At 56.8% G+C, this 26,975-nt stretch carries 23 protein-coding genes; 9 read left to right on the forward strand and 14 right to left on the reverse strand.

Annotated features, from left to right (window positions below; translation table 11 throughout):
• The first annotated feature begins 158 nt into the window (after positions 1-158).
• Together efpL and ENH71_RS09395 are read left to right on the forward strand one after the other, a co-directional pair.
• Complete coding sequence (efpL, locus tag ENH71_RS09390; RefSeq protein ID WP_294130918.1) at positions 159-722, forward strand: elongation factor P-like protein EfpL; 564 nt, start codon at positions 159-161, stop codon at positions 720-722.
• Between the two features lie 44 nt (positions 723-766).
• Complete coding sequence (locus ENH71_RS09395) at positions 767-1,543, forward strand: class I SAM-dependent methyltransferase (protein WP_294130920.1); 777 nt, start codon at positions 767-769, stop codon at positions 1,541-1,543.
• 26 nt (positions 1,544-1,569) lie between these two features.
• Here the strand turns inward: ENH71_RS09395 and murJ are convergent, their stop codons facing one another.
• The gene (murJ, locus tag ENH71_RS09400; RefSeq protein WP_294130922.1) at positions 1,570-3,156 is read right to left on the reverse strand and encodes a murein biosynthesis integral membrane protein MurJ; all 1,587 of its coding nucleotides are present in this window, start codon (positions 3,154-3,156) and stop codon (positions 1,570-1,572) included.
• Positions 3,157-3,278: 122 nt separating this feature from the next.
• On the opposite strand from murJ, the gene ENH71_RS09405 reads away from it, so the two are divergent.
• Entirely contained in the window at positions 3,279-4,508 is a 1,230-nt protein-coding gene (locus ENH71_RS09405) for an NRAMP family divalent metal transporter (RefSeq protein WP_294130923.1), read from the forward strand.
• Positions 4,509-4,658: 150 nt separating this feature from the next.
• Here ENH71_RS09405 and ENH71_RS09410 read toward each other — a convergent pair whose 3' ends face one another.
• Entirely contained in the window at positions 4,659-5,129 is a 471-nt protein-coding gene (locus ENH71_RS09410; RefSeq protein ID WP_294130925.1) for a Dps family protein, read from the reverse strand.
• A 237-nt stretch (positions 5,130-5,366) separates the two neighbouring features.
• On the opposite strand from ENH71_RS09410, the gene rpsT reads away from it, so the two are divergent.
• On the forward strand, positions 5,367-5,633 hold the full coding sequence (gene rpsT, locus ENH71_RS09415; RefSeq protein ID WP_070118870.1) for a 30S ribosomal protein S20: 267 nt from the start codon (positions 5,367-5,369) through the stop codon (positions 5,631-5,633).
• Positions 5,634-5,783: 150 nt separating this feature from the next.
• Here rpsT and proB read toward each other — a convergent pair whose 3' ends face one another.
• From proB to rplU, 4 genes are all read right to left on the reverse strand, one after another.
• On the reverse strand, positions 5,784-6,908 hold the full coding sequence (proB, locus tag ENH71_RS09420) for a glutamate 5-kinase (RefSeq protein WP_294130939.1): 1,125 nt from the start codon (positions 6,906-6,908) through the stop codon (positions 5,784-5,786).
• Positions 6,901-8,100, reverse strand: coding sequence for an Obg family GTPase CgtA (gene cgtA / locus ENH71_RS09425; RefSeq protein WP_294130941.1), 1,200 nt, complete (start codon positions 8,098-8,100; stop codon positions 6,901-6,903). Before cgtA ends, proB begins: the two co-directional genes overlap by 8 nt.
• A 112-nt stretch (positions 8,101-8,212) precedes the next feature.
• Positions 8,213-8,470, reverse strand: coding sequence for a 50S ribosomal protein L27 (rpmA, locus tag ENH71_RS09430; RefSeq protein ID WP_294130943.1), 258 nt, complete (start codon positions 8,468-8,470; stop codon positions 8,213-8,215).
• Between the two features lie 19 nt (positions 8,471-8,489).
• Positions 8,490-8,801, reverse strand: a complete 312-nt coding sequence (gene rplU, locus ENH71_RS09435; protein ID WP_294130946.1) for a 50S ribosomal protein L21 — start codon at positions 8,799-8,801, stop codon at positions 8,490-8,492.
• 451 nt (positions 8,802-9,252) lie between these two features.
• Between rplU and ENH71_RS09440 the strand changes: the two genes are divergently transcribed.
• Together ENH71_RS09440 and ENH71_RS09445 are read left to right on the forward strand one after the other, a co-directional pair.
• Complete coding sequence (locus tag ENH71_RS09440) at positions 9,253-10,218, forward strand: polyprenyl synthetase family protein (RefSeq protein WP_294130948.1); 966 nt, start codon at positions 9,253-9,255, stop codon at positions 10,216-10,218.
• A gap of 49 nt (positions 10,219-10,267) precedes the next feature.
• Positions 10,268-12,136: an acyl-CoA synthetase gene (locus tag ENH71_RS09445; protein ID WP_294130949.1), complete on the forward strand. Its 1,869-nt coding sequence runs from the start codon at positions 10,268-10,270 to the stop codon at positions 12,134-12,136.
• A gap of 3 nt (positions 12,137-12,139) precedes the next feature.
• Here the strand turns inward: ENH71_RS09445 and ENH71_RS09450 are convergent, their stop codons facing one another.
• The 3 genes from ENH71_RS09450 to ENH71_RS09460 all read right to left on the reverse strand — a co-directional run bounded on the left by ENH71_RS09450 (position 12,140) and on the right by ENH71_RS09460 (position 16,160).
• Positions 12,140-13,321 (reverse strand): tetratricopeptide repeat protein, encoded by a 1,182-nt coding sequence (locus ENH71_RS09450; protein WP_294130951.1) that lies wholly within the window; start codon positions 13,319-13,321, stop codon positions 12,140-12,142.
• Positions 13,322-13,473: 152 nt separating this feature from the next.
• Positions 13,474-15,138 (reverse strand): electron transfer flavoprotein-ubiquinone oxidoreductase, encoded by a 1,665-nt coding sequence (locus tag ENH71_RS09455; protein ID WP_294130953.1) that lies wholly within the window; start codon positions 15,136-15,138, stop codon positions 13,474-13,476.
• Between the two features lie 107 nt (positions 15,139-15,245).
• Complete coding sequence (locus ENH71_RS09460; protein ID WP_294130955.1) at positions 15,246-16,160, reverse strand: TIGR01777 family oxidoreductase; 915 nt, start codon at positions 16,158-16,160, stop codon at positions 15,246-15,248.
• A 168-nt stretch (positions 16,161-16,328) separates the two neighbouring features.
• Between ENH71_RS09460 and ENH71_RS09465 the strand changes: the two genes are divergently transcribed.
• On the forward strand, positions 16,329-18,521 hold the full coding sequence (locus ENH71_RS09465; RefSeq protein WP_294130956.1) for a TonB-dependent receptor plug domain-containing protein: 2,193 nt from the start codon (positions 16,329-16,331) through the stop codon (positions 18,519-18,521).
• 33 nt (positions 18,522-18,554) lie between these two features.
• Here ENH71_RS09465 and ENH71_RS09470 read toward each other — a convergent pair whose 3' ends face one another.
• Positions 18,555-19,271, reverse strand: coding sequence for a class I SAM-dependent methyltransferase (locus ENH71_RS09470; protein WP_294130958.1), 717 nt, complete (start codon positions 19,269-19,271; stop codon positions 18,555-18,557).
• 157 nt (positions 19,272-19,428) lie between these two features.
• On the opposite strand from ENH71_RS09470, the gene ENH71_RS09475 reads away from it, so the two are divergent.
• Entirely contained in the window at positions 19,429-20,613 is a 1,185-nt protein-coding gene (locus ENH71_RS09475) for a CaiB/BaiF CoA transferase family protein (RefSeq protein WP_294130960.1), read from the forward strand.
• 41 nt (positions 20,614-20,654) lie between these two features.
• Here ENH71_RS09475 and nfsA read toward each other — a convergent pair whose 3' ends face one another.
• The 3 genes from nfsA to ENH71_RS09490 form a co-directional block, all read right to left on the reverse strand.
• A complete protein-coding gene (gene nfsA / locus ENH71_RS09480; RefSeq protein WP_294130963.1) occupies positions 20,655-21,392 on the reverse strand; it encodes an oxygen-insensitive NADPH nitroreductase in 738 nt (245 codons plus the stop codon).
• A gap of 45 nt (positions 21,393-21,437) precedes the next feature.
• Positions 21,438-22,727, reverse strand: a complete 1,290-nt coding sequence (locus ENH71_RS09485) for a serine hydrolase domain-containing protein (RefSeq protein WP_294130965.1) — start codon at positions 22,725-22,727, stop codon at positions 21,438-21,440.
• Positions 22,728-22,846: 119 nt separating this feature from the next.
• Positions 22,847-24,253 carry a Do family serine endopeptidase gene (locus tag ENH71_RS09490; protein WP_294137763.1) on the reverse strand — a complete coding sequence of 469 codons (1,407 nt, stop codon included), beginning with the start codon at positions 24,251-24,253 and terminating at the stop codon, positions 22,847-22,849.
• 217 nt (positions 24,254-24,470) lie between these two features.
• Between ENH71_RS09490 and ENH71_RS09495 the strand changes: the two genes are divergently transcribed.
• On the forward strand, positions 24,471-25,613 hold the full coding sequence (locus ENH71_RS09495; RefSeq protein ID WP_294130967.1) for a winged helix-turn-helix domain-containing protein: 1,143 nt from the start codon (positions 24,471-24,473) through the stop codon (positions 25,611-25,613).
• Positions 25,614-25,622: 9 nt separating this feature from the next.
• On the opposite strand, the gene ENH71_RS09500 is transcribed toward ENH71_RS09495, so the two are convergent.
• On the reverse strand, positions 25,623-26,882 hold the full coding sequence (locus ENH71_RS09500; protein ID WP_294130969.1) for an NAD(P)/FAD-dependent oxidoreductase: 1,260 nt from the start codon (positions 26,880-26,882) through the stop codon (positions 25,623-25,625).
• Positions 26,883-26,975 lie beyond the last annotated feature (93 nt).

The raw sequence follows: 26,975 nt of genomic DNA on the forward strand, positions 1-26,975 counted from the left end.
CGTCTGTTACTCACCTGGCTGTCAAATTCTGTGCCCTGTTATACCTGTTATACGCCGACAGTTAAAGCGATCCGAATATTTACAGTCTGCTACGGATACAGTACATTTCGATCCCGGCGCGCACAGAGCATGCGTCTGATTCCGAGGATTATAGCGTCATGAAAGCAAACGAACTGAAGCGTGGCATGATTGTGGATATCGAGGGTGTTCCTCACCTGATTCGCCAGCTGGAAGGCAAAAGCCCCTCCTCGCGCGGCGGCGTGACCATGTACAAAGTGCGTTATATCAATCTGCAAACCCAACAGAAGCTTGATGAAGCCTACAAAGGCGACGACGTGGTGAAAATCGCTGACTGTATGCGCATGAACGTGCAGTTCTCCTACCGCGAAGACGACACGCTGTACTTCATGAGCACCGACGACTACAGTCAGTATGGCATCAATGCAGAACAGGTCGAAGATGACATTCCCTACATAACCGATCAGCTCGACGGCATCACTGCCCTGATCATGGACGATAATCTGCTGGGAATAGAATTGCCACAAACAGTGGTCATGGAGATTGTCAGCACGCCGTCCAGTGGCGGCAGTGCATCGGCAACAGCCCGCCCGAAACCGGCGACACTGGACACGGGCCTGGAAATCCAGGTACCCGAATATCTCACCACCGGTGAAAAAATAAAGGTCAACACGGTAACCGGCAAGTTTGTATCCCGCGCCTGAGCGCATTAATGGCCTTCCAGCCAATCATATTGTGGAGATTCAGCATGATCAAACACTTCAGCGGCAAGACCGGAACAGCATTTCTGGCGAGCCTGGCCATGTCCCTGGTCGTGACAGCACCCTCAGCATGGGCGCAGGCTGCCGACTTTGACAGCACACGCAACAAGCTCGAAATGGCCATGCAGGGTGCAACCCGTACGCCGGCCGAAACGGCCCGTGACGAGATAGAACGCCAACCGGTGGCAACCCTTGAGTTTTTCGGCTTTCGCGAGGACATGCGGGTACTGGAACTGGTACCGGGTGCCGGCTGGTACACCAAAATTCTGGCGCCGACACTGCGTGGCAGCGGCAAACTTTATGTTGCCATTGGCACCGACACGGTTGCCGAGCGTGTTCTCAATCAGCCCGGTTTTGATGAAGTTGAGGTCCTGAATCTGCCTGAAGGCATGACACTGCGCGAGCTGGAACCTTTCAACTTTGAGGTCGAAGACCTGGATATGGTGCTGACCTTCCGCAATCTGCATAACATGAACGCAGAAAGCCGGATGCACCTCAATGACGCTATCTTTGATAGCCTGCGCCCGGGTGGTTTGTACGGTGTTATCGACCATACACGACGTCACCTGGAACCGGGCAACCGTGAAAACGGCCGGCGCCTGGACCCGGTACTGGTCATCAAGGAGACTCAGGCAGCCGGATTTGAGCTGGTGGATTTCAGCGACCTGCACGCCAGTGTGGCCGATGACCTGACCCTGGAAGTCGGCAATGAAATGGTCACCGGACGCACGGACCGATTTACCCTGCTGTTCCGCAAACCCTGAGCAGCAACCAGGCCTGTCGATGCCAATCAGGCCTGCCGACGAAAGTCGGCGGGCCTCATGCCGGACACCAGCAACGCCAGCATATACAAAGCCATACCGCCGAAACACAATACAGCCATTTGCCACACGCGCTGCCAGATATCCCATTGCAACCACAGGCGCCAGTCACCTGCGACCAGCACCAGAAACACACACATCACGGCATTGGCACACAGCAGCCTGACCAGAAACACTGTCCAGCCAGGCTGGAAATCAAACACGCCTTCGCGCCGCAGCCCCATAAACAATAGGCCCGCATTCAGGTAAGCCGACAATGAGGTGGCCAGCGCGAGGCCGGTATGAGCCATATCAAGCACAAACACCAACAGGATATTCATCACCATATTGGCCACCATGGCAATGATGCCAATGCGTACCGGTGTTCGTGTGTCCTGCCGCGAATAAAAACCGGGGGCAAAAATCTTGATACTCATGAACGCCAGCAGGCCCAGGGAATAAGCCTGCAGACTGTAGGTCACCATCATCACATCGTTGGCAGTGAAATTGTCATTCTGAAACAGGGTAATAATCATGGGCTGCGCCAGCAGCACCAGAGCCAGGCTGGCCGGCACGGCAATCAGCAGAATCAGGCGCAACGCCCAGTCCAGCAGGGCGGAAAATTCCTCTTTGGAGCGTTCGGCGTGACGCCGCGACAGACTGGGCAGCACGACGGTTGCCACGGCCACGGCGAAAATACCCAGCGGCAGGTCCATCAACCGCTCTGAGAAATACAGCCAGGACACACTGCCGGCAACCAGCAGAGAGGCAATGAATGTATCGAGCAACAGATTTATCTGGCTGACCGAGACTCCGAACAGTGCCGGAATCATTAATTTGATTATCCGACGCACCCCTTCATGATTTTTCACCAGCCGCGGCCGGGGCAGCAACTGCAAACGCACCAGAAACGGCAACTGAAACAGCAACTGAGCGATGCCGGCGATCAGCACGCCCCAGGCCAGAGCGATTTCGGGCTGGGCAAAATAGGGACTGAGCAACAAGGCAGAAGCGATCAGTGACAGGTTCAACAGCGCCGGTGTTAATGCCGGGATCGCAAAACGATCATAGCTGTTGAGGATGGACCCGGCGAATGCGGTCAGCGAGATCAACAATAAATACGGAAAGGTAATGCGCAACATGTCAACAAACAGCGCAAACTTGGCCGGATCCGCGGTGAAACCATAGGCGATGGGAATCGAGATCCAGGGGGCCGCCAGCACCACCACGGCAGTGATAAGCAACAGCACCGCGCCCAGGTAGCCTGCTACTGCGTTGACCAGTTCCTGCACCAGCGCCAGACTGCGCGTGCTGCGATACTCCGACAATACCGGCACAAAGGCCTGGTTAAAAGCGCCTTCGGCAAACAGTCGGCGCAGAAAATTGGGAATTTTGAAAGCAAGGAAGAACGCATCGGCGCCGTCACCCGGACCGAACACCCGCGCCAGCACCACATCTCTGACCAGGCCCAGAATACGCGAGACAAAGGTCATGCTGCCGGTCACGGCGCTGGAGCGCAGGAGTCCGCGGCGCCTGGGTGTTTCGGGTCCCTGATTATCTGTCGATTGGCTAGTCAAAAGTCGCTCTCGAATCCGGGGTCTGTACCGGTGGCGTGCATTCCATTATGCTGCGCAGGGCGTATTATCGCACCATCGCGGAAAAATACGATATCAGAAGACACGTTAAGAAAAAAAATACTATGGAAAAATCAAGACTTATAGAACGCTGGCGGGCCACCGGGCCCGGCCTGGTAATGGCCGCTGCCGCCGTTGGCGCCTCCCATCTGGTCGCTTCCACGCAAGCAGGTGCCTTATTCGGCTGGCAGCTGCTGTGGCTGATTGTACTGGTCAATGTCCTGAAGTATCCGTTTTTCCGTTTCGGCGTGCAGTACACCCTTTGGCACAACAAAAGCCTGGTTGAGGGGTATCAGGGCAAAGGCCGCGGCTGGCTGATTGCGTTTACCGCACTGAACCTGATTGCTGCTGTCGTCAATACCGCCGGCGTCCTGCTGCTCACCGCGAGCCTGCTGCAGTATTTCATTCCCGGCAATTTGTCACTGACCTTGCTCTGCCTGCTACTGCTGGCCGTGTGCCTGCTGATTCTGCTGGCCGGGCATTATCGTGTGCTGGACGGCCTGTCACGGGCACTGATGCTGGTATTGACCATTTGCACACTGATTGCAGTCGCCATCGCCTGGCAAAACGGGCCGATGGCGCCGGCTGATTACGTCAGCCCTTCTCCCTGGCAGCTGTCGGCACTGGCCTTTATTGTCGCCACCATGGGCTGGATGCCAGTGCCTATCGAATTATCGGCCATCAACTCCATGTGGCTTCGCTCCAAACAAAAGCTGACCCGGGTGTCGTTGTCCGATGGATTGTTTGATTTCAATCTGGGCTATGCGGTCGCCGTCATCCTGGCCGTGGTTTTTGTGGCCCTGGGCGCCTTGCTGCAACATGGCACCGAACAGGAGATTGCCATGGCCGGCGCGGCGTTCGCGCAGCAACTCGTCGCCATGTACGCCACCACTATTGGCGACTGGGCACGGCTGTTCATCGCCTTTATCGCGTTCATGTGCATGTTTGGCACCACACTGGCCGTCCTGGACGGATATGCCCGGACACTGGACGAATCGTTTCACCTGCTGCGCAACAGGGACGGGGAGCGTCGCAGCTGGACGCTGACGGCGTGGATTGTCGCTCAGGCAGCTGCGGGCATGGCCATCATTCTGTTCTTCCAGAGCGCGCTGAGCCCCATGCTGACCTTTGCCATGACGCTGGCGTTTCTGACCACACCATTTTTCGCCTGGCTCAACTTCAGCCTGGTGCGGGGCAAAGGCATCTCCGCGGGAATGAATATACTGGCGTGGATCGGGATGGTTTACCTGACGGCGTTCAGCCTGGGTTTCCTGGTGTGGTATTTGATGAACTGACCTGCCGGGCAGGAGAAACAGCCAGCCCGGTCACTGTCAGTGCAGCCTCTACCTTAAGGGGGTACCCGGAGCCGGGTCCGGGTACCCCCTTAAGGTAGAGGCATCAGCGTGATCACTTCGACGGGCTGGCTGCCCCCCTTGGCTGTGCAATTACTTGTTTATAGCACGGAGCATCCAGGCGGTTTTCTCGTGGATACGCATGCGATCGGAAGCCATGGCAGCAGTTGATTCGTCATCCGACTCGTTAGCCACCTTCAGCACATCACGGCAGGTTTTAACTACCTGCTCATGACCATGCGTCAGCAGATCAACCATCTTCCTGGCATCCGGTACACCGTCTACTTCTGCAATAGAGCTCAGTTTGGCGAACTCTTTGTACGTACCTGGCGCCGGCACATCCAGCGTGCGAATACGTTCGGCTATATCGTCCACCGCCACAGCCAGCTCGGTGTAATGCTCTTCGAACATCAGGTGCAACTCGCGAAACCTGGGGCCTTCAACATTCCAGTGAAAATTGTGCGTCTGCAGATACAGCGTGTAGGAATCGGCCAGCAGTCGTTTCAGCCCTTCCGCGACTTCGGTACGATCTGCTTTTTTGATACCAATATCGATCTTGCTCATGGTTCAATACTCCTTTGGTTTCACCACAATGTGGCGTAGAGCTTAACACACGTAGCAGTCTGCCACAGGAAACCGGGACAGGATTGAGGTAACAGCCATGCGGCGGCGGCTTGTGCGGATCACGGCTTTCGGAACAGCATAACTTGTGTCATAGTAGCTTGACATGGGGCGCGAATATCGGCATAGTACCGCGTCTTGAATTTTGCCACACGTTGACAGTATCGTAAGGAGCATCAGTTGGCCAACACCGTACAAGCCCGTAAGCGCGCACGTCAGAATGAAGTCGCTCGCCGCCACAACGCCAGTTTCCGTTCCATGGTTCGCACCTACATCAAAAAAGTAGTGACTGCGGTTCAGGAAGGCAACTATGACAACGCCACCGCCGCTTACAACCGCGCGGTACCGGTCATCGACCGTATGGCTGACAAGGGCATTATTCACAAGAATAAAGCTGCCCGTCACAAGAGCCGCCTGAACGCTGCCATTCTGGCGCTGAAAGCGTAAGATGATACAATGGACAGGCTGCTGATTGCGCCCTGTCCTTCTCGCGAATGCCGCTAATTAAGGTTTTCGCATGCATAAAAAAGCCGGTTAAGACCGGCTTTTTTTGTGTCTGATGGTTTCTGCCCGGGACTCATCCGATGCCCCGGCAGGTTACTCAGTGACCACCAGGTTATCACGGTGAATCATCTCGGCATCTCCGACGTAACCCAATACGGTTGCAATCTGCCGGCTTGACTGGCGCTTGATCCGGGCGGCCTCGCCACTATCGTAGTTGACCAGTCCCCGCGCAATTTCCTGGCCCGACTCGTCAACACAGACCACCATTTCACCACGATCGAACTGACCACTGACCGCGATCACACCGACCGGCAGCAGGCTGCGCCCTGACTCACGCAATACCTTGACGGCACCGGCATCAATGACCAACTCACCCTTGGCTTTCAGGTGTCCGGCAAGCCATTGTTTGCGCGCCGCCATCGGCTGCTTTTCCGGCAACAGACGGGTGCCGATTGCTTCGCCCTGCGCCAGCCTGATCAACACATCAGGTTCCCTGCCATTGGCGATCACGGTGCGGGCTCCGGAGCGAGCCGCCAGGCGGGCAGCGGTGATCTTGGTAATCATGCCGCCGCGCCCCAGACTGCCGCTGCCGCCGGCCATGGCCAGCAATCGACTGTCTTCTGCCATCGCCTCGGCGATCAGCGGCGCATCGGCCTGCGTGCGCGGATCGGCTTCATGCAGGCCCTTTTGGTCGGTCAGTATGATCAGCGTGTCGGCACCCAGCAGATTCGCCACCAGGGCGCCCAGGGTGTCGTTGTCACCAAAACATAATTCCGCTGTCGCGACCGTGTCATTTTCATTGATCACCGGCACCACACGCATATCCACAAGCCCGGCCAGAGTGCTGCGGGCATTCAGATAGCGACGGCGATTGGACAGGTCATCGTGGGTCAACAACACCTGAGCGGTGTGTACGCCATATTGCTGGAAACAACTTTCATAGGTCTGGATCAGTCCCATCTGGCCTACAGCCGCGGCAGCCTGCTGCAGGTGTATTTCCCGGGGGCGCTTTTTCAGACCCAGGCGCTTGACGCCTTCGGCAACTGCACCGGAGGATACCAGCACCACTTCGATGCCGCCCTGCTGCAAGCTGACCAGTTGTCTTACCCAGTTTGCAATTGCCTCACGATCAAGGCCGGTACCATTATTGGTAATCAGTGAGCTGCCAATTTTAACAACCCAGCGTCGCGCGCCGGAGCCGTCTTTGTGTTTACTCATAAACGACTGTCACACCATCTTCATCGTCATCATCAAAATCATCAAAATCATCAAAATCGTCGTCATCGTCCTCAACGGCTCGGCGCTTGCGGGTCTTTTCAATACTGCGACGGATTTCGAATTCCATTTGCTGGTCGCGGGCACGCTCTGTTTCACGGTAGTCTTCGTCGTCAGCCAACAGACGTCGGTGCTCTTCCACTGACCGCATAATGTCGTGACACAACTGCTTGCAACCTTCGCCGTTAATGGCGGCGATATGGTAAACCGGAATATCCCAGCCCAGCTCGTCAACAAAACGCTGCTTCAACTCAGCCAGCGTGTCCGGATCAGCCATGTCGGTCTTGTTCAGTACCAGCCAACGCTCTTTTTTTGCCAGCGTGGCGCTGAAACCGGCCAACTCCTCAACGATGCCTTGCGCCTGCGCCACCGGATCGGATTCATCCAGCGGCACCGCATCCACGACGTGCAGCAACAAACGTGTGCGCGACAGATGCTTAAGGAAGCGGAAGCCAAGTCCGGCACCTTCGGAAGCACCCTCAATAACGCCGGGGATATCAGCCATGACAAAGCTGCGCTCCATCTCGATGCGTACCACACCAAGACCGGGCACCAGCGTAGTAAAGGGGTAATCCGCCACTTTCGGCCGGGCTGCCGACACTGCCCGCAACAGTGTGGACTTGCCGGCATTGGGCAGGCCCAGCAGACCGGCATCAGCAATCACCTTGAGCTGCAGCTGCAGGGTACGCACTTCGCCGTCGGTGCCTTTGGTGTGTTTGGTTGGCGAGCGGTTGGTGCTGGATTTGAAGCGGGTATTGCCCAGGCCGTGGAAACCACCTTTGGCAACAATGACCTTCTGACCATGTTCGGCGATGTCAGCAATCAGCTCTTCGGTGTATTTATCCACGACACTGGTACCGATTGGCACCCGCACTTCAAGATCCTCACCCGCACGGCCCGTGCAGTTGGCACCCATGCCACCCTGGCCGGCCTGTGCGATGTAGCGGCGCTGGAAGCGAAAGTCGACCAGCGTATTAAGGTTGCTGTCGCCGACCAGATAGACATTGCCGCCATCACCACCGTCACCGCCATCGGGCCCGCCTTTGGGGATGAATTTTTCACGGCGGAAACTCAGGCAGCCATTACCGCCCCTACCCGCTTCGACTGTGATTTCAGCTTCGTCTACAAACTTCACTTTGCTTACCACCCATACAAAAAAGCCCCGTCGACTGACAGGGCTTTACTGATCACATTACCGCATTGACAACCCTGCTCGCAGGAGCCGGGCTTGCCGGGTCAGCAGACCCTCAGGCCTCTACGATGCTGACGAACTTGCGGTTATTCGGACCTTTGACTTCAAACAGTACACGGCCGTGTGCTTTGGCAAACAGCGTGTGGTCTTTACCAATACCGACATTGGTGCCGGGGTGGAAACGTGTACCACGCTGACGAACAATGATGTTACCCGCCAGAACCTGCTCGCCGCCGAATCGTTTTACACCCAGTCGTTTGGATATCGAATCGCGACCGTTACTGGTACTACCGCCTGCTTTTTTATGTGCCATGATCTACTCCCGGACTGAATTAGCCCTTGATACCTGTGATGCGAACTTCCGTAAACCACTGACGGTGGCCCTGACGCTTACGGTAGTGCTTACGACGGTTGAATTTGATGATTGTCACTTTCGGCGCACGGCCCTGTGCAATCACTTCAGCGGTCACGGTGCTGCCGTCAACGTAAGGCGCGCCAATCTTGACGGACTCGCCCTCACCTACCATCAGCACTTTGTCAAAATTGATACTCTCGCCAGTCGGAACTTCAATCTTTTCCAACTTCAAGGTTTCGCCTTCAACAACCCGGTGCTGCTTGCCACCACTCTCAATAACCGCGTACATATGAAACTCCAGTATTTGGGAACCTGGCCTGCCTCCCTGACAACTGAACGGGACCGCAAACCTGTAGCACCCCGGCCATGGCCGTTGCGCTCTAATCTATAAGGGCGGGCATTTTACGAGAAGCGGGGCCTACTGGCAAGCATTTCTCACTGATTTATGCATAGATTTGCAGAGCCTCAGCCATTTTGAGGACAAGTTACCAACAGCGATGTTTACTGTCAGCGACCAAAGCTCGCCCGCGTAAGGGCAGGGGGTGCTGGGAACCGGCTCCCACACACCCTGCCCTTATGCGGGCTGACGGAGTGCCAGCGGCAAAATATTCCGGTGCCCCTGTCCTCAAGATGGCGGCATGCCGGCACCCTGCATGTCAGTGCGGCTTGACAGCTTCGCGCTTCGCCCCTAGCATGACCGCGCATTCCCAAGTCCAGCGTATCCGAACGACGGTATACCCATGCATAATACAATCCGCGCCGCCGTTGCGACCGATTTTGAGGCCGTCAACGAATTTATTGTCGAACAATTGCACTCCAATGTCGACCTGGTCGAGAACATCGGCCATTACATCATCAATGCTGGTGGCAAACGCATGCGCCCGATGCTGGTGCTGCTCAGTGCCCGCAGCTGCGACGCTACCGGCAATGATGCCGTCAAGCTGGCCGCAGTGATCGAGTTCATTCACACCGCAACCCTGTTGCACGACGATGTGGTGGACATGTCCGCCATGCGCCGCGGACGCCCGACCGCCAATGAGCAGTGGAACAACCCCTCCAGTGTATTGGTAGGCGACTTTATTTATTCGCGTGCATTTCAGGTGCTGGTCAAGATCGGCAATATTGACGTCATGCAGGTCATCGCCGATACCACCAACGTCATCGCAGAAGGTGAAGTGCTGCAACTGTTGAACAAGCACCGTACCGACATCTCTGAAGCCGACTATATGCGAGTCATCCGCGACAAGACTGCGGTACTGTTCGAAGCCGCCGCCTATTGCGGCGCCATCATCGCGGGTGCGCCGACCGAAACGCAACAGGCCCTGAAAGCCGCCGGCATGCATCTGGGGCTGGCTTTTCAGCTCGTGGATGATGTGCTGGACTACGACGGTGATGCCGGCGAAATGGGCAAGAATATCGGTGATGATCTGGCTGAAGGCAAGCCGACCCTGCCCCTGATTCACGCCCTGCAACAAAGCAGCGGTGCCGACCACGAACTGTTGCGACAAAGCATCATCAATGGCGGCCCGGAAAACCTGGACCAGGTCATCAGCATCATTCGCAGTACCGGAGCACTGGATTACACGCGCCGGAAAGCCCGCGAACAGGCTGATCTGGCCACCGCGCATGTCAGCTCCCTGCCGCCATCTGACTTCCGCACAGCCTTGCTACAGATGTGCGAAATGGCTGTCGCACGGGTTAGCTGATCGTGATATAACTCGGTGCATCATTCTAGCGGAGGAGAGGCACCGAACAATGAGCAAACCCGTACTCGACACACTGCCAGACATCGAGGCCTTTGAACAAACTCCGCTGCCAGAGCAATTCCCTGCACAAACCGCGTTTGAACTGATCGAGCAAAGTGCTGACCGCTACGGTGATGATCCGGCGCTGGATTTCCTGCTCAGCGGGCGTCGCGACGAGATACCACAGACCCTGAGCTTCAAGGGCCTGGCCAGAATGATCCGGCAAACCGCCAACCTGCTGAACACCCTGGGACTACAAGGCAATGAAGCTGTTTCGCTGCTGTTACCAACGCTGCCGCAATCGCATCCGCTTATTCTGGGCAGTCAGCTTGCCGGCATCGCCAACCCGATTAATCCCTTGCTTGAACCCGGCCACATGTCCGAAATCATTCAGGCCGCAGACGCCCGCATTGTTGCCTGCCTGGCCCCTTCGGATCACGTGCCGCTGTGGGACAAACTGCTGCATATCCTGCCGTCGCTGCCTGACGTGCATACCATTCTGGTAGTACACCAGGCGGGACTGACAGATCCGTGCCGTATGCCGGAAATCCCCGGTCGCGACATCAAGCTGGTTGACTACAATGTAGCCGTCGCCGATCAGGACAGTGACACGCTGACGCATCCAAGGCAGTTGACAGCTGATACCATTGCCGCCTGTTTCCACACCGGTGGTACTACCGGCAAACCCAAACTGGCGCAGTTGACGCATGGCAATATGGCTTACCTGGGCCAGTTATCGCAGGTTCTCAACTCCCACCTCGGCCGACAGACCGTGCTTTGCGGGTTACCCCTGTTTCATATCTTTGGCGTCATCATTCTGGGCATTGGTGCATTCGCTGCCGGCAATCGTATAGTGCTGATGACACCCGCCGGTTTTCGCAATCCGGAAGTCATCAAAAACCTTTGGCACCACGTCGCACGCTTTCGGGCCAACAGCTTTGCCGCAGTACCCACCGTACTGACAGCACTGGCCCAGGTACCGGTGGGTGACGAAGACATCAGCAGCCTGCAACGCATCAATTCAGGCGCGGCACCGTTGTCGCCCGCATTCGAAAAGCGTTTCGAAGAAAAGTACCAGCTCGCCGTGACCAATGGTTATGGCATGACCGAAACGACTTCATTGATTACCCGCCCGCCCGAACAACAGCCTTCCGGCAGCGTGGGCCTGCGCCTGCCTTACTCGCGGGTCAGAATTGTCCAGCTCAGCGGCACCACGGTCAGCAAAGAGTGCAGCACTGGCGAAAGCGGTGTGGTACTGGTCAAAGGTCCGCAAGTGTTTGCCGGCTACAAAGCCGAGTCGGACAATGCGCAGGCCTGGATAGAACAGGAGTGGTTCAATACCGGCGACCTGGGTTTTATGGACGAACAGGGCTTTCTGTATCTGACCGGGCGGGCAAAAGACCTGATTATCCGCAGCGGCCACAACATTGACCCCGAGCTGATTGAGGAGCCACTGAACCGGCATGCGGACGTCATCAGTGCAACGGCGGTTGGCATGCCGGACCCGTACGCCGGTGAGCTGCCGATGGCGTTTGTCGTTGTCAGGCCCGGCAGCACCGTTACTCCGCAGGCTCTGTTGAGCTACTGCGAAAGTAATGTGTCCGAGCGCGCGGCAGTGCCAAAACGCATTGAAATCATTGATGCCATGCCAATGACAGCCGTCGGCAAAATATTCCGGCCCGCGCTACGGCAACAGATCAGTGCATCGGTTCTTCAGGAACACCTGGAGCGGGAACATATCAATGCCATCGTGGAGACACGCTTTGACAGCAAGAAGGGCATGACAGCAACCGTAGTGCTGCAGGATTCAGCGCGACAGCAGGAAACGGAAACCTTGCTGAGTCCCTACAACATCGTCTCAACAGTGACAGTCGGCTGACCATCACTCAATAAAACGGACACTGAAGCCGGCGCTGCTCGCGCGCAGGACGGAGCGAGTCTCCACCCTCCTGACGCGCGACTGACTGGCGCGATAGGTCTGATCACCCAGCTCGCGCAGGGCTACTGCCAGGTCAGCGGCTTCCTGAAACTGCTCGTCCTGTCCCAACTCACGGTAGGTCAATCCCAGGGCGAGATAAAAATCCGGCTCCAAACGGTTGCGCTGGATTGCCCGCTGGTAATGCTCCTGTGCTGTCTCGTAGTCCTGCTCGTTGTAGGCAATATTGCCCAGCATATAGTGGTAATAGGGATTGCGATTATTGTAGCGCTGCACGGCACGACGATAGCGGGCAGCTTCCGCCTCATTGCCTCGTATTGAGTAGAACCTGGCCAGATTGTTGACCGCCGTCGGGTAGTTTTTATCCAGCCATGCCGCTTTCATATAGCTGTATTCCGCAAGCTCGTCGTCTCCTGCGGAATTCCAGGCACTGCCCATATTGTTCCAGGCAATGGCGAGCTCAGGATCAGCGGTCAACGCGTATTGAAACCAGTCCAGGGCCTGTTCCAGACGCTCATTGACCAGATGATCAACGGCAATATTGTTGAAGTAGAGCGCCAGTGCCTGCTGGTCGGTGATCACCTTTGCGCTTTGCTGTTGTAGTTGCACATCAGGCGTGAAGTCGACGATATACTGATTGCTGCCACCCAGACTGCCCAGCGCGTTAATATGCTCGCTCAGCACCAGCATTTCGCCACGCCGGTCCCACTGCGGCCGCACCTGAGCTGTCTGGTATTGAGCCTGCAGCCCCTGATGCCGGGCCATGGCTATATAAAGATTAACCAGTGACAGACAATTGGCACGACCCTGGGCGAACGTCTCGGCTGCGGTCAGGTTGGCAGCAGCATCATACTGGATATTAAGGAATTCGGGCGAGAACAACACCTCCTGCAGGCGAACCACCAGGTCCCATCCGCTCAGGTCGGCATCAATGTGCACGTCCATGTAATCCGCCATCGCCTGATCGACAACCAGCAGATCAATGGGCGGCACGGTGCCGGTGTCACCCAGCATACGCTGCTCCAGCCCGGCGTCGGGCTCAAACCCGGGATTGAGGCTGAGCAATTGGCATGCGGCCAGCGACATCACAATGGCCACCGCCGACATGCTGCGAATCAGAGCTCGCATCAAGCTGTTTCGAACCAACGTTTGCACTGACCTGCCCTACCCCCGCACTATTCTGTCTTATGGGTAACCAGACCGTAATCGGCGGCGGAATATTCCAGCCATGTGGCAGGAAGCCAGACGGATAAATGTCATCCGCCTGGCATCAGGCCGCCTTACATATTGGGGTAGTTCGGGCCGCCACTGCCTTCCGGTACGACCCATTCGATGTTCTGCGCCGGATCCTTGATATCACAGGTTTTGCAATGCACACAGTTTTGCGCATTGATCTGGAATCGCTTGCCGCCGTCTCCATCATCCAGCACCTCATAGACACCGGCCGGACAGTAACGCTGCGCAGGCTCATCGTAAACCGGCAGGTTGTGCTGTATCGGGATATCGGGGTCAACCAACTGCAAGTGGCAAGGCTGATCCTCTGCGTGATTGGTATTGGACAGAAACACCGATGACAGCTTGTCGAAGGTGATTTTGCCATCAGGTTTCGGATAATCGATCTTCGGACAGTCAGCAGCCGGTTTCAGTTGCGCGTAGTCATGCGACTTGTCGTGGAAGGTCAACGGGAAGCGACCGGCAAAAATATTGTGCTCGATAAAGCTCAGACTGCTGCCAATCCAGAAGCCAAACTTGTGGAAACCGGCACTGAAGTTACGGGTTTTGTGCAATTCATCATACAACGCAGACGACTTCACACGGTCACCGTATTCAATCAGATCGGTACCCGGTTTTACGGCTTCCTGCTGCAATGACTCAAACAGCGACTCCGCCGCCAGCATGCCCGAACGCATCGCAGTATGGCTACCTTTAATCTTGGCAGCGTTCAGGGTGCCGGCATCACAACCGATCATCAGTCCACCCGGAAAACTCATTTTGGGCAGTGAATTCAAACCGCCTTTATTCAGCGCCCGCGCGCCGTAGCTCAGGCGTTTGCCACCTTCAATATACTGACGGATAACCGGATGCTGTTTGAATTTCTGGAATTCATCAAACGGGCTGATATGCGGATTTTTGTACCCAAGGTCAACAATCAGCCCCAGGTAAACCTGGTTGTTCTCGGCATGATACAGAAAGCCGCCACTGGAGCCGGCATAACTTGCACCGATCATTGGATAGCCAGCGGTATGCACTACCAGGCCTTCCTTATGCAATTCAGGCGGAATCTCCCAGACTTCTTTCAGGCCGATGCCGTAGTGTTGCGGATCACTGTCTTTGTCCAGCTCAAAGCGGGAAATCAGCTCCTTGCCCAGGTGACCACGGCAACCTTCTGCCAGGATGGTGTATTTGGCGTGAAACTCAAAACCGGGTTCGTAGGCGTCTTTTTTCTCGCCTTTGGCGTCCACACCCATATCACCTGTCGCCACACCCTTCACGGTGCCATCTTCGTGGTACAGAATTTCAGCGGCGGCAAAACCGGGGAAAACTTCCGCGCCCAGCTCCATTGCCTGCTCAGCCAGCCAGCGGCACAGATTGCCCAAGGAAATAATATAATTGCCATGGTTGCGCATGGGCTTGGGCACCAGCATGTCGGGGAAGCGCACGGATTTTTCATCGCCGGGCAGATAATAAACATCATCACCCGTTACCGCCGTGTGTAAGGGTGCACCCTTTTCTTTCCAGTCGGGAAACAGTTCGTTCAGTGCTGACGGCTCAAACACAGCACCGGACAGGATGTGCGCTCCCACTTCCGAACCTTTCTCAAGCACGCAGACGGAAATCTCTTTTTCTGCCTCCTGCGCCAGCTGTAATAGACGGCAGGCAGTCGCCAGGCCTGCTGGTCCGGCCCCAACGATTACGACATCGACTTCCATTGACTCGCGTTGCATAGTCTGGTTTCCCCCTCACGTGCGTTTGCGAAATGCTAGTTTGACAACAAACCTCCACCGACGGACATCAGCAGTGGTGTGCCCGCCGCGCGGGCTCCGTATTATCCTCAATTCGACTCTGAATCGCAAAGGCAGGCTGACAGCGCCGAACCCAGATCAGGATATTTGAACTCAAAGCCCAGTGCTTGCAGGCGCGCAGGTTTGACATTCTGTCCATGCAGCAGCAAGCGATCACCCATTTCCCCGAACATGAGCTGCACCATTGGCGCCGGCAGAGGCAGCACGGCAGGTCTCCTCACCGCGGCCGCCAGCTCACGGGTAAACCCGCGATTATTCACCGCATTGGGCGCCGTGACATTAAACACGCCGGACTCGGTTTCGCTGGTCAACAGGAACCGCATGGCGCTGATGACATCAGCGCGGTGCACCCAGGACATCATCTGCTCGCCATCACCGATACGTCCGCCCAGGCCCAGCTTGAACATCGGTACCAGGCGACCGAGCATACCGCCGCCGGACCCGAGCACAATACCCAGGCGCAGAATACAGACACGGATGCCCAGAGACTCTGCTTTGCGGGCCTCCTCCTCCCAGCGCTTACACAGTTCGTGACTGAATTCATCATGCACCGGTGCCGTTTCGGTCAACGCCTCGGTGCCGTGCGCACCGTAAAACCCTACCGCCGAGGCACTGATCAGCACAGCGGGAGGTTGTTGCAAGCGCTGGCATAGCTGCACCAATGCTTTGGTGGTCTGCAAGCGGCTGCTGAGCAGCAGTCGCTTGCGCGCGCGCGTCCAGCGCTTGTCAGCAATACCGGCGCCGGCCAGATTGATGATGGCTCCGAACTGCCGATCCTGAGCAAGCTCATCCAGGCTGCGCACCAGTTCCGGACCGGTGCCCAGGATCAGGCGGGCCCGGGCATAATCACGCACCAGCACCGTCAACTCGTGACCGGCAGTCTGTAACTCATCCAGCAGGCGCGATCCGATAAAACCGGTGCCACCAGTGATCAATATTCGCATTTCATTAGACCTTTTGCGTCAGTATTCGGCCACAATTATGGCAATTCGCCCCCAGATCCTCACAAATTGTCACAACAGTGAGCGCCACTTTTTTGATAACATTAGATTTATTCAAAAATGATCTGGCGATCGTATTTTTACTGCAAGAAACCAAGGACCCTTCCCATAATGACCCGAAGTAGCATTATCTCGCCCATTTTCCGTGTCAGCGCCCAATTTTGTCGAGTAAGCGCAGGTTTCTTCCGCACGAGCGCCCAAGGCCTCCTGCTCATCAGCTTAACAAATACCAGCTTACTGGCAAGCGCCGACGAGATCGCCGCCACGGGCGTGGAAGACTCAACCATTATCTACCCGGCATCTTTCTTTCAGCCCTACAACCCGGTCTCTGTTAACGACATGATCGATCGTATCCCCGGCGTCAGTATCAGTGACGGCGGTGGCGGGCGCGGCCTGGGCAGCGGCGGCGACCTGCTGATCAATGGCCAGCGTCTGGCCGGCAAGGACAATTCACCACGTGACCAGCTGCGCCGAATTGCCGCGCGCGAAGTGGACCGTATTGAAATTATCCGGGGCACTTCCAGCGAACTGGCCGTGCGTGGCTCGGGCCAGGTTGTCAATGTTGTGTTGCAGGATGCCGATACCCGCGCCAGCACATCCGTCGAAATCAGTACTGATCGTCATGCTGATGGCACCCTGCAGCCGGGCGCGAGCATTTCCCATAGCCGCCAAAGCGGCAACCTGACAGCCATCGTGAGTTTGCAGGCTGACCCCCAGTACGGTCACGAACAACGCCTGGAAACCAGTTACTCGCCCGACCTGACTGCAACCGAGATCATGACCCAGAGCCAGGTCCGGGATCGCATGGCCTACCAGGCCAGCACCGTCCTGGGTTATCGCACGGGCCAGCATCGTATGCAGTTAAACGCCCTTTATGGCACCTCGGATCACCCCGTGGATATCTCCCGCCAATACCGCAATCCTGAATCCAGCGGTGTCATTGCCAGCATTGAACGCGAACCCATCGATAACGTGAAAAACAATTGGGAGCTGGGCGGTGACTATGAATACGAGTTTGATGCCGGCGGCAACCTGCTGGTCCTGTTCATTGTCAATGACGAGACCGATAACAGTGTTCGCGAACGCTTTCTGAACGATGACCCGCAGTCAGGCGCTGCCGACCGTAAATCGTTGTACATCCAGTCCAATAGCCGAACCCGCGAAAGGATCGCACAAGGCACCTACAGCTGGTCGCTGGCGCAGGATCAGGACTTGCAGCTGGGCGCCGAACGCGCCCAGACCATCCTCGACTCCAGCCTGCTTATCGGGCGTGACTCCGATGAGGCTGCACCCTCCCCCCTATTCGGCAACCTCGCGCCGGCGCTGAACCTGTCGAACCTGGGCTCAAGTGTTGAAGAAATGCGCTATGAGGGGTTTGCCGTGCACAACTGGACTCTCAACGACCGCATGACACTGGAGAGCAGCCTGGTTTATGAAACCTCGGAAATCAGCCAGAGCGGCGCATTGAACCAAAGCCGGGATTTCCAGTTCTGGCGACCGTCCGTGGATTACCGCTTTAACATCACCAACTCCCTGCAGTTGCGCGCAACAGTGGCGCGCCAGGTCCAGCAATTGAGCTTTGCCAATTTTACCGCAACAGCCAACACCGATGACAACGACAAAGACGCCGATGCCGGCAATCCGAATCTTGTACCTACCAAAGAAGTCCGCTACGAACTGACCATGGAGTATCGTCTACCCAACGATGCAGGCGTCGTCAGCTCCCGTTTTTTCCTGCGCGACCTGGAAGATCAGATCGGCCGCATCAATGCCTCTGCCAATCCTGATCAGCCCGTTTCCGCTGCCGGCAACATCGGTGACGCCAAGCGATGGGGCGTCTATCTGGACGGAAGCACACGACTGGGCGCATTGGGATTGCCTGATGCTATTGTGTCGTCGAGCCTGTATCTGTTCGACTCCGAGGTTACCAACCCGATACTGGGCACCACTGAGCGCATCAACGGGCGCGGCCGCGCCCAAATGGGTTTCCGCCATGATGTTGTTGACTGGAACCTGAACTATGGCTTTGATTACAACCACCCGCTTAATGGTGGCGAGCGCAATATCGAAGTCAACACCATTGACAGAACCAATGGCGGTCCCAATCTGACCATGTTCGTGTCAACGGTGTTGTTTGATGACGTTACCTTCAGGCTCGAATCCAACAATACACTGGATGAAGAGTATTGCCGCAACCGCGTGCGCTACAGTGGCTCCGCGGCATCGGGAAACATCAGCGAACTGGAAGACGCCTGCTGGGGCTACGGTCGGAAACTGGCACTCAAAGTACGCAAGACCTTCTGACACACGCCGTCAAACGGCTACGACCGGGACGACCTACTCTGGCTTGCTGAAAATCATCATATGCTGCCAGGGCAGGAAGTCCAGAGTGTCGTCCCAATGCAGGCCGAACACACTCATTTCACGCACCACCTGCTCCTCACTCATCTTGTGTAGTGGCCTGATCGGCACACTGTCATCTTCTGCCCGGTATTCCAGCAGGATAACGCGCCCACCCGGCTTAAGTGCATCATTGATACCATCCATCATTTCAAACGGATGGGAGAACTCATGGTAGGCATCCACCAGCAATACCACATCAACGGCGTTCTCCGGCAGCCCCGGGTCATCGATTTGCCCTAACACCGGCTCGACATTGCCGATGCCCAGCTCGGCCTTGCGCTGCTCCAGCAGCGCCAGCATTTCCGGCTGAATGTCCGTTGCCAGCACCTTGCCATCCGGCACCAAAGGCGCCATCCGGAAACTGAAGTAACCGGTGCCGGCACCAATATCTGCCACCACGTGATCGGGCTCCAGACCCATATTGGCGACCACCTCGTCTGGCATCTCCTCATGCGTGCGCTGTTCCCGCTCCAACCAGCCAGCGGCCTGGTGACCCATAACGCCGGAAATTTCACGACCCATGTAAAACTTGCCGGTGCCGCCCTGACTGCGCCCGGGATCAAATTCATAACCTGGATTCTCTGCTGCCTGTGAGGCGCCGGCACACATCACTGTGGCAACAATGACGGCAAGCTGTTTTAACAATTTCATGGTATCCACCTTGGGTAACGTCGGATTTACAGGCAAAAGAGTAACAGAACGGGAGCCTCTAGTGTAATTCAGACACAATGCCAGCGTCAGCCGCATCCGCGTGCCAGAGCTGTGCTAGAATCCGATCGACGTTAAATTTCGGGGGAAGCTGACACAGATGAGCAACGTTCTAGAGGGTATTCGGGTACTGGATTTTGGTCGTTACATAGCCGGGCCTTTTTGCGCCAGCCTGTTAAGCGACATGGGGGCGGAAGTCATACGAATTGAAAAGGTACAGGGCAGCGAAGACCGCTTTCTGTCCCCGGTCAGTGATACCGGTGACGGCGCCCTGTTCATGCAGATGGGCCGCAACAAACTGGGCATGACTCTGAACCCGATGAAGCCCGAAGGCCGTGAGGTGGTGAAAAAGCTGGTGGCCAGCGCCGATGTTGTGGTCGCCAATCTGCCACCGGACACCCTGCACGCGATGGGTCTGGACTACGACAGCCTGAAAGCGATCAAACCCGACATCATCCTGACCATGATCTCCGCCTTCGGCACCGGCGGCCCTTACAGTAACAGGGTCGGCTTTGATGGCCTGGGGCAGGCCATGTCCGGCGCCATGTACATGACCGGCACCCCGGAACAACCCGTCAAATCCTATGCCCCCTTTATCGATTTTGGCACCGCCAGTCTCAGCGCTGTCGGCACCATGGCGGCTCTTTTCGAGCGCCAGAAAACCGGGAAGGGACAGGTGGTTGAAGCGTCACTGTTCAACACAGCACTGACCATGATGAACGGCACCCTGATTGAACAGGCCATGATTGAGCGCAACCGGACCGCCACCCTGAACCGCTCACAGACTTCCGGCCCCGCCGACACCTTCAAAACCCGCGATGGCTGGGTTCTGATCCAGTCTGTGGGTGGCCCTTTGTTCGCGCGCTGGGTGGAGCTGATGGGCGAGCCGGAATGGCTCGATGACCCGCGCTTCAAGGATGACATTACCCGTGGTGACAACGGCGAACTGATCAGCGAACGTCTGGCGCGCTGGTGCGCCGAACGCAGTTCTGCCGAGGTTCTGGCCGACATGGAAGCGGCGCGCATTCCTGCGGGCCCGGTAATGTCACCGCAACAGGTGCTGGACGATCCGCATGTGGCCGCACGAGGCATGTTCAGGCACCTGGAATATCCCGGCGCCGGCAAGGCTGCCCCGGTGATGACCACGCCGTTCAGCCTGTCCGCCAACCCGACGGCAGTGAAGCATCGGGCACCTTTGCTGGGCGAACATACCGATCAGATCATGCAGGAGCTGGGATACTCAGCAGCACAAATTGAGCAATTGCGCTCGATACGGGTTATCTGACGAGGCTTTTAGCCAGGGCGCCAGCAACGGCCGCCCGGGGTTTACTTCATGTCAAAGCCCTGCTCGGCCAGAAAGCCCCGCATATGCGGCCGCGCTTTCTCGCTGAGCAAGGCTGCCACCTGCTCGCTCCAGCTCACACCATGACCACCCCCGGTGCGGGTGCGGTAATATTCGCGGACACGCTCGTCATACTCTTCAATGACCGCGACATCCTGACTGTCGTCGTACACTTCTTCTTTGACGATGACGGACAGCGGCAAGCGCGGCTTCACTTCAGGATCCTGATCCGGATAACCCAGACACAACCCAAACACCGGATACACGCCTGTCGGTAATTGCAGTAAATCAGACACCTGGCGCGGATTATTACGCAAGCCGCCGATATAACAGATACCCAGACCCGCCGCTTCGGCAGCAACCACAGTATTCTGTGCCATCAGCGCCGCGTCGACGGTAGCAATGATAAAGTGCTCGGTGTAATCACCCGAGAAAGGTTTATCGTACCTGACACAGCAGTTGCCGGCACGGCGCACATCGGCACAAAACACCAAAAATTCAGCCGCTTTTTCCACGTAAGGCTGATTGCCGGCAAAGGCAGCCAGTTGTGCCCTACTCTCCGGCTTGCTCACGCGAATCACAGTGGCGCCTTGCAGGAAGCTGGAGGTTGCCGCGCTTTGGCCGGCGCTCAGGATCTCTGCCAACAGCCCGTCAGGCAATGCCTGCTCTTTGAACTTGCGGATACTGCGGTGTGACTTCAATAACTCAATAGTGTCGTTCATAACAATCTCTGTAGCTTAAAGAAATGAAGGCAACCGGCTGGCGCATTACAGTGCGTTGATATTGGCCTGCAGGTTGTCCAGAAAATGCGGCACCACCTCATTGGCCAACCGCGTTTCAGCGTTAAACATCACCACCAGCGCGATGTCATAGGCGGGCACCAACACAATTTCCGAGCGATAACCACGAACGCCGCCACCATGATGGATGACGCGCATCCCGTCGTAGTCCAGTATGCGCCATCCCAGACCGTACCAGGCAGCTTCCACCTTTGGCCAGCGGTTAAAATAGTTGCCGTGCGGCGTTTCCACAACCGGCGTGTGCTGCAAGTCGAGCAGCGAGCGAGGCATCACCTCCGGGTACCCACCCAGATTGGCCTGTGCCCAGCGCACCATATCGAGGATCGTTGCGTTGACACCGGCAGCCGGCCCCGTGGTGTAATACGCGGAGTTGACCGAACTCAAACGCCACCCACCGCGTCTGTACTGATGCGGCGCACTGGCATTGGGGTTGTCGCGAAAAGCTTCGTACCCCATGGACGCCCGGGTCATGCCCAATGGCAGAAAAATGTTTTCGACAACAAAATCATCGTAAGTGGTCCGCAAACTGGCCTGCACAACATCGGCGACCAGCGAAAACACCACATTCTGGTAACCGTAACACTGACCTGGCGGGCAGACAGTCGGGATCTCATGAAATTTTTCCTGAATTTTGTCATACGCCACGCCGGCATCCAGCATATTGGAAAACGCATGCGGCATCAGCCCGGTGGTATGACTGACCACATGTCTCAGTGTCATCTGTTGGGTCGCGATATCGGTGCCGATGTTGTAAGGCAGAGTCGCTGAAATGGGTTCATCCCAGGTGGAAACATTGCTGTTCACCAACTGTGAGGCAACGGTACCGGCAAAGGTTTTGGACACCGAGGCAATTCGAAACACAGTATCGTTGTCCACCGCAACACCATCCTGCACATTACGGACACCGTATGTCTGCAGCTCAAGAATGTCTGATGAGGAGACAATCGCTACCGCGACACCGGGAATGTTCTGTTCCGACACTTCCTGTTGCAGCCAGCGTTTATAGTCACTGAAGTCAGCAATGTCGGCCTGTGCAATAGGGGCCGGCAATTGTCCGGGTAACTGGTGAAACACAGGCTGGACGCCTGGTTCCGGCACAGAGGTGGGGAAGGCAGCGTCATCAGCCAGCAACGGCATCGACGACAGCACAAGGGACATGAAAACCAGAGGAGGCAGGCTGAGCACAATTGATGACAGGCGGGGTTTTGCGGTAGTTGGCAAAATACGACGTTCCGTGGGCGCGCGGTGATTTGCCATGAAAAATACCATGTCATGGGGAATTTGCAAGTATCGCGCAGAGAAGGCAGCCTGACAGAGGCGCTCACGTCCGCATAAAAAAACCGACCTGCCGGGGCGACAGGTCGGCACAAGAGGGCTTAAGACACAATCAAAAGCAACTGCTGTCCATCCCTCACTACACCCAGAGCAACAACTCTGGCCTCCTCACTTAACAGCTGATTGAATTCACGCAGTGATTGCGCGGGCTGCCGGTTGACCTGTGCAATGATATCGCCCGGGCGCAGACCCGCGGCCCAGGCCGGGCTGCGCTGGGCAACGTCTGCCACGACAACACCATTGCCGGCACCGGCGACATCCTGCAGCTGCGCACCCAGAAAGCGCGATTCGTCTGCCCGACGGCCATTATTGTTATCGGCACTGGCGGCTACTGCATCAGCGCCACTGGCGATGATCATTGCGTTGACCGACACTTGTTCACCGTCACGCAGCAGGCCGAGTTCAAGCACCTGGTCAACACCCGCCAGACCCACGGCATTGCGCAATTCGCGACTACTGGTGATTGACTCACCATTGACGGCGATGACGAGGTCAGACACCTGCAGGCCCACCTGGTCAGCAACCGAATCCGGCATCACCTGGGTGATCAGCGCGCCATGCTCAGCGCCCAGATGCAGGGTGTCTTCAACCAACGGCGTATGATCGCGAATAATGACCCCGAGCTGGCCACGACGCACCACGCCATCACGCTCAAGATGGGAAATAACAGCATCCATCATATCAACCGGCACCGCAAAGCCGACCCCGGAGCTGGTGCCCGAGCCAGAGATGATGGCGGTATTGATACCGACCAGACGCCCCTGAAGATCAACCAGTGCGCCGCCGGAATTGCCGACGTTGATCGCAGCATCAGTCTGAATGAAGTCCTCATAATTATCGTTGTTGATGCCCGCTCGTCCCAGCGCACTGATAATGCCGGAAGTCACGGTCTGGCCAATACCAAACGGATTTCCGATCGCCACCACATAGTCCCCGATGCGCATGCGACCGGCGTCGGCCAGCTCAATTGCCGTCAGCCGTTCAGCTTCGACCCGCAACAGCGCAATATCGGTCTGCTCGTCGCTACCAATCAATTCAGCTTCAAGCACGCGCCCGTCGAGCAAAGCCACGTTGATGGTGTCAGCACCCGTCACCACATGATGATTGGTGACGATGTAGCCCTCTTCACTGTCAATGACCACACCCGAACCGGCGCCTCGCGAACGCCGCACCGGGGGCTGCTGGCCATTGCCCCGGAATCCGAATACGTCAGGCATCTGCTGTACCCGGGTTACCGAAATATTCACCACCGCAGGCGTGACATCCTCCAGCATGGGCGCCAGAGAAGGCATAGTGTTGTCGTATACCATGGCGGTTTCTGCCGGTGCTGCCAGTACTGCCGGTGTTGACAGGACGGACGTCACACCTGCCGCCAATACGGCGGCGGTCAACACCGTTTTGTTCAGGGATTTATACGCATATCGTTTAAACTCACTCATCAGTCTCATCGCCACTACTCCTTATCGGTTGATTTGCCAGGCTGTGCCGGGCGTGGTCTGGCTACGGACTTGAAGATAGGACTTGCGGACGCCATATACCTGAAGGAAAGCGGAAAAAAACATCCGGAAATTGTGAAGTTGGCACTTTTTTGCCTTTAAACGGTCTCAGTTAACGATAACCAGCAAAGTTTTGGGTTGGCGCGATATGATCGAGGAAACTGCCTCTATGAATACCACAATGGATACAACGCTCGCAGACAATGATTCGCTGTCATATTCAACATTGATGAACAGCCATGTTTTTGTGCTGGATTGCTGGCTTGTTTATCCAACACGCAATCTGATAGAGCACAAATTTAATGCAGACGACAGCCGGCTATTGGAACCCAGGCTGATGCGCCTGCTTTGCCTGCTGGCAGCATCAGCAGATGCTGTGGTGGCCCGCGAGGACATAATTACCGTGCTTTGGCCCAGAGTGGTGGTCAATGAAAACTCCCTGACCAGGGCGGTTTCGGATTTGCGACGAGCACTGACCGCCGCGGGCGACAAACGCTCCGCATTGATACAGACAATCCCCAAGCGGGGCTACCGCCTGACACTGCCACCGGTTGTCTCCGGGCCGCCAGCCCGTCCGGTATCAACCGGCCCTGCAAACGCCGGCAACAGCACGACGCGCCACTGGGCCAGACGCTGGACGCCAAGTATCGCCGCCGGCTTCATTCTGGCGCTGGCCCTTGCTGTGCGCGTAGGCGACGATGGCCAGCGCACGCCCCTGGTGGCACAGCTGCCAACATCAGCCACAGCGACTGAGGTGGGCAGGCAACAACCGCTGCCGCACTACGACCGTGTTATTGGTAAATCTGCCGCGTCAACAACTGCACAAGAGGCCGAGGCAATGCCTGCCGGTCTGTTCAGGGACAGCGATACGTCCTATCCGATCGCCAGACTGGGCAACGCGCCGTCATGGCAAAACACCCCGGCAACGATGCCGGGTATGACCCAGCCTGGCCTTGAAGAAAAATCGGGGGTTGGCAAACTTCAGGGGCAGTCCATGCTGACGCCGGACGGCCAGTTACTGGCTTATGTCGATTACCATGAGGGCATTGCCAGCCTCAACCTGCGCCCGGTCATGGCCGAGGCAGAGCCCTGGGTCGCGTTCACCACCGATGAGCGCATCTTCCAGCTGCAATGGTCGCCACTGGACGCCGGCATTCTGCTCACCGTTGGCCAGACTGCCGTCGACACCGACACCGCATCCTATCTGCGCCTGATGCTGCTGGATCTGGAGACCCTGACGGTGCAGGAGTTATACCGGAGGGAGCTGCCCGCCGAGCAAGCCCGCACGCAGGGTATCGGCAACCTGACTTAGGCGGCTGGATCAGGGCTGCACCGTCAGTGCCTCTGACACGCGCAGCGCACTGACCACGCCGTCTTCGTGAAACCCTTTGCCCCACCAGGCGCCGCAGAACCAGGTGCGCTGCACGCCATTGATGCGTGACCATTGGGTCTGTGCATGCGCCGCGTCCCGGGTGAAGACGGGATGCGCATAATTAAACTGTCCCAGTATCTGGGCCGGATCGATACGATCAGTGTCATTCAGACTGACCAGGAACCGGGTACTGCCGGCAATGCCCATCAGCCGGTTCATGTCGTATGTCACTCGTGGCAAGCCGCTGCGATCTTCGGTCAGAAAATAATTCCAGCTGGCCCATGCGCGCCTGTTGTCGGGCATCACGGCAACATCGGTATGCAGCACTACATCATTGGCCTGGTAGCGCACGGCGGACAGGACGTCGTGCTCATCGGTGCTGGCGTCGCGTAACAGGCTGAGGCTCTGGTCACTGTGGCAAGCCAGCACTACCTGATCAAACTGCTCAACATTGTCGTGGGTGACCACGTTCACATGATCAGCCTGACGCTCGATACCGGTCACCGGTGTCGACAGGCGGATGCGATCGGCAAACCCCCGACTCATGGGTTTCAGATAAGCGCCCGAACCTCCCGCCAGCGTACGCCACTGGGGTCGGTCATGCACATTAAGCAAGCCGTGGCGCACCATGAACGGCACCATAAAACGAACCGGAAACTCAAGCATGCGCTGAAACGGTGTCGACCAGATGGCCGAGGCCATCGGCACCAGATAATAGTCCCTGAACCTGTTACTCAGGCCCAGGCTTTTGACATAGTCCTGCAACTGCAGATCAGGTATCCGGTTATTGTCAAAATCGCTGATCGCCTGCTTGTTGAAGCGCAGGATATCGAGCAGCATGCTGATGTATGAGGGCGACAGCAAATTGCGGCGTTGTGCGAACAAACCGTTATACAAGGCAAAACGGCCATTGACACCGGCGTATTCCAGACCCGTGGCCTGGCAGCTGACGCCGAAGCTCATGTCGGAATCCCGCCACTGGACACCCAGCTCGTTCATCAGCTCGATGAAATTGGGATAGGTCCAGTCATTGAAGACGATGAAACCGGTGTCAATCGCGTGCTGTCGGCCATCGACCGATACCTCGACGGTGGCGGTGTGGCCGCCAATACGGTCGTCAGCCTCGAACACAGTAATATCGTGCTGACGATGCAATTTATAGGCAGCAGTCAAGCCGGCGATGCCGGATCCTACGATGGCTATTTTCACGGCGGGAATCTCTGACTTGGGTGGTGCATATACGCGAAGGGGCCCGCGCCGGATCAGCCGGTGCAGGCCCCTTAAGTACTACTACCGGCTACA

The sequence above is a fragment of the Pseudohongiella sp. genome, assembly GCF_011050365.1.
GTDB lineage: Bacteria > Pseudomonadota > Gammaproteobacteria > Pseudomonadales > Pseudohongiellaceae > Pseudohongiella.

Excerpts from the sequence above, each read along its gene's own strand:
- ENH71_RS09440 (WP_294130948.1), top strand. The coding sequence starts at position 9,253 with ATGCATAATACAATCCGCGCCGCCGTTGCGACCGATTTTGAGGCCGTC.
- ENH71_RS09450 (WP_294130951.1), bottom strand. The coding sequence starts at position 13,321 with ATGCGAGCTCTGATTCGCAGCATGTCGGCGGTGGCCATTGTGATGTCG.
- ENH71_RS09465 (WP_294130956.1), top strand. The coding sequence starts at position 16,329 with ATGACCCGAAGTAGCATTATCTCGCCCATTTTCCGTGTCAGCGCCCAA.
- ENH71_RS09405 (WP_294130923.1), top strand. The coding sequence starts at position 3,279 with ATGGAAAAATCAAGACTTATAGAACGCTGGCGGGCCACCGGGCCCGGC.
- ENH71_RS09470 (WP_294130958.1), bottom strand. The coding sequence starts at position 19,271 with ATGAAATTGTTAAAACAGCTTGCCGTCATTGTTGCCACAGTGATGTGT.
- ENH71_RS09475 (WP_294130960.1), top strand. The coding sequence starts at position 19,429 with ATGAGCAACGTTCTAGAGGGTATTCGGGTACTGGATTTTGGTCGTTAC.
- efpL (WP_294130918.1), top strand. The coding sequence starts at position 159 with ATGAAAGCAAACGAACTGAAGCGTGGCATGATTGTGGATATCGAGGGT.
- rplU (WP_294130946.1), bottom strand. The coding sequence starts at position 8,801 with ATGTACGCGGTTATTGAGAGTGGTGGCAAGCAGCACCGGGTTGTTGAA.
- ENH71_RS09455 (WP_294130953.1), bottom strand. The coding sequence starts at position 15,138 with ATGCAACGCGAGTCAATGGAAGTCGATGTCGTAATCGTTGGGGCCGGA.
- ENH71_RS09445 (WP_294130949.1), top strand. The coding sequence starts at position 10,268 with ATGAGCAAACCCGTACTCGACACACTGCCAGACATCGAGGCCTTTGAA.
- proB (WP_294130939.1), bottom strand. The coding sequence starts at position 6,908 with ATGAGTAAACACAAAGACGGCTCCGGCGCGCGACGCTGGGTTGTTAAA.
- ENH71_RS09485 (WP_294130965.1), bottom strand. The coding sequence starts at position 22,727 with ATGGCAAATCACCGCGCGCCCACGGAACGTCGTATTTTGCCAACTACC.
- ENH71_RS09395 (WP_294130920.1), top strand. The coding sequence starts at position 767 with ATGATCAAACACTTCAGCGGCAAGACCGGAACAGCATTTCTGGCGAGC.
- ENH71_RS09490 (WP_294137763.1), bottom strand. The coding sequence starts at position 24,253 with ATGAGACTGATGAGTGAGTTTAAACGATATGCGTATAAATCCCTGAAC.
- rpmA (WP_294130943.1), bottom strand. The coding sequence starts at position 8,470 with ATGGCACATAAAAAAGCAGGCGGTAGTACCAGTAACGGTCGCGATTCG.
- ENH71_RS09410 (WP_294130925.1), bottom strand. The coding sequence starts at position 5,129 with ATGAGCAAGATCGATATTGGTATCAAAAAAGCAGATCGTACCGAAGTC.
- ENH71_RS09460 (WP_294130955.1), bottom strand. The coding sequence starts at position 16,160 with ATGCGAATATTGATCACTGGTGGCACCGGTTTTATCGGATCGCGCCTG.
- nfsA (WP_294130963.1), bottom strand. The coding sequence starts at position 21,392 with ATGAACGACACTATTGAGTTATTGAAGTCACACCGCAGTATCCGCAAG.
- ENH71_RS09495 (WP_294130967.1), top strand. The coding sequence starts at position 24,471 with ATGAATACCACAATGGATACAACGCTCGCAGACAATGATTCGCTGTCA.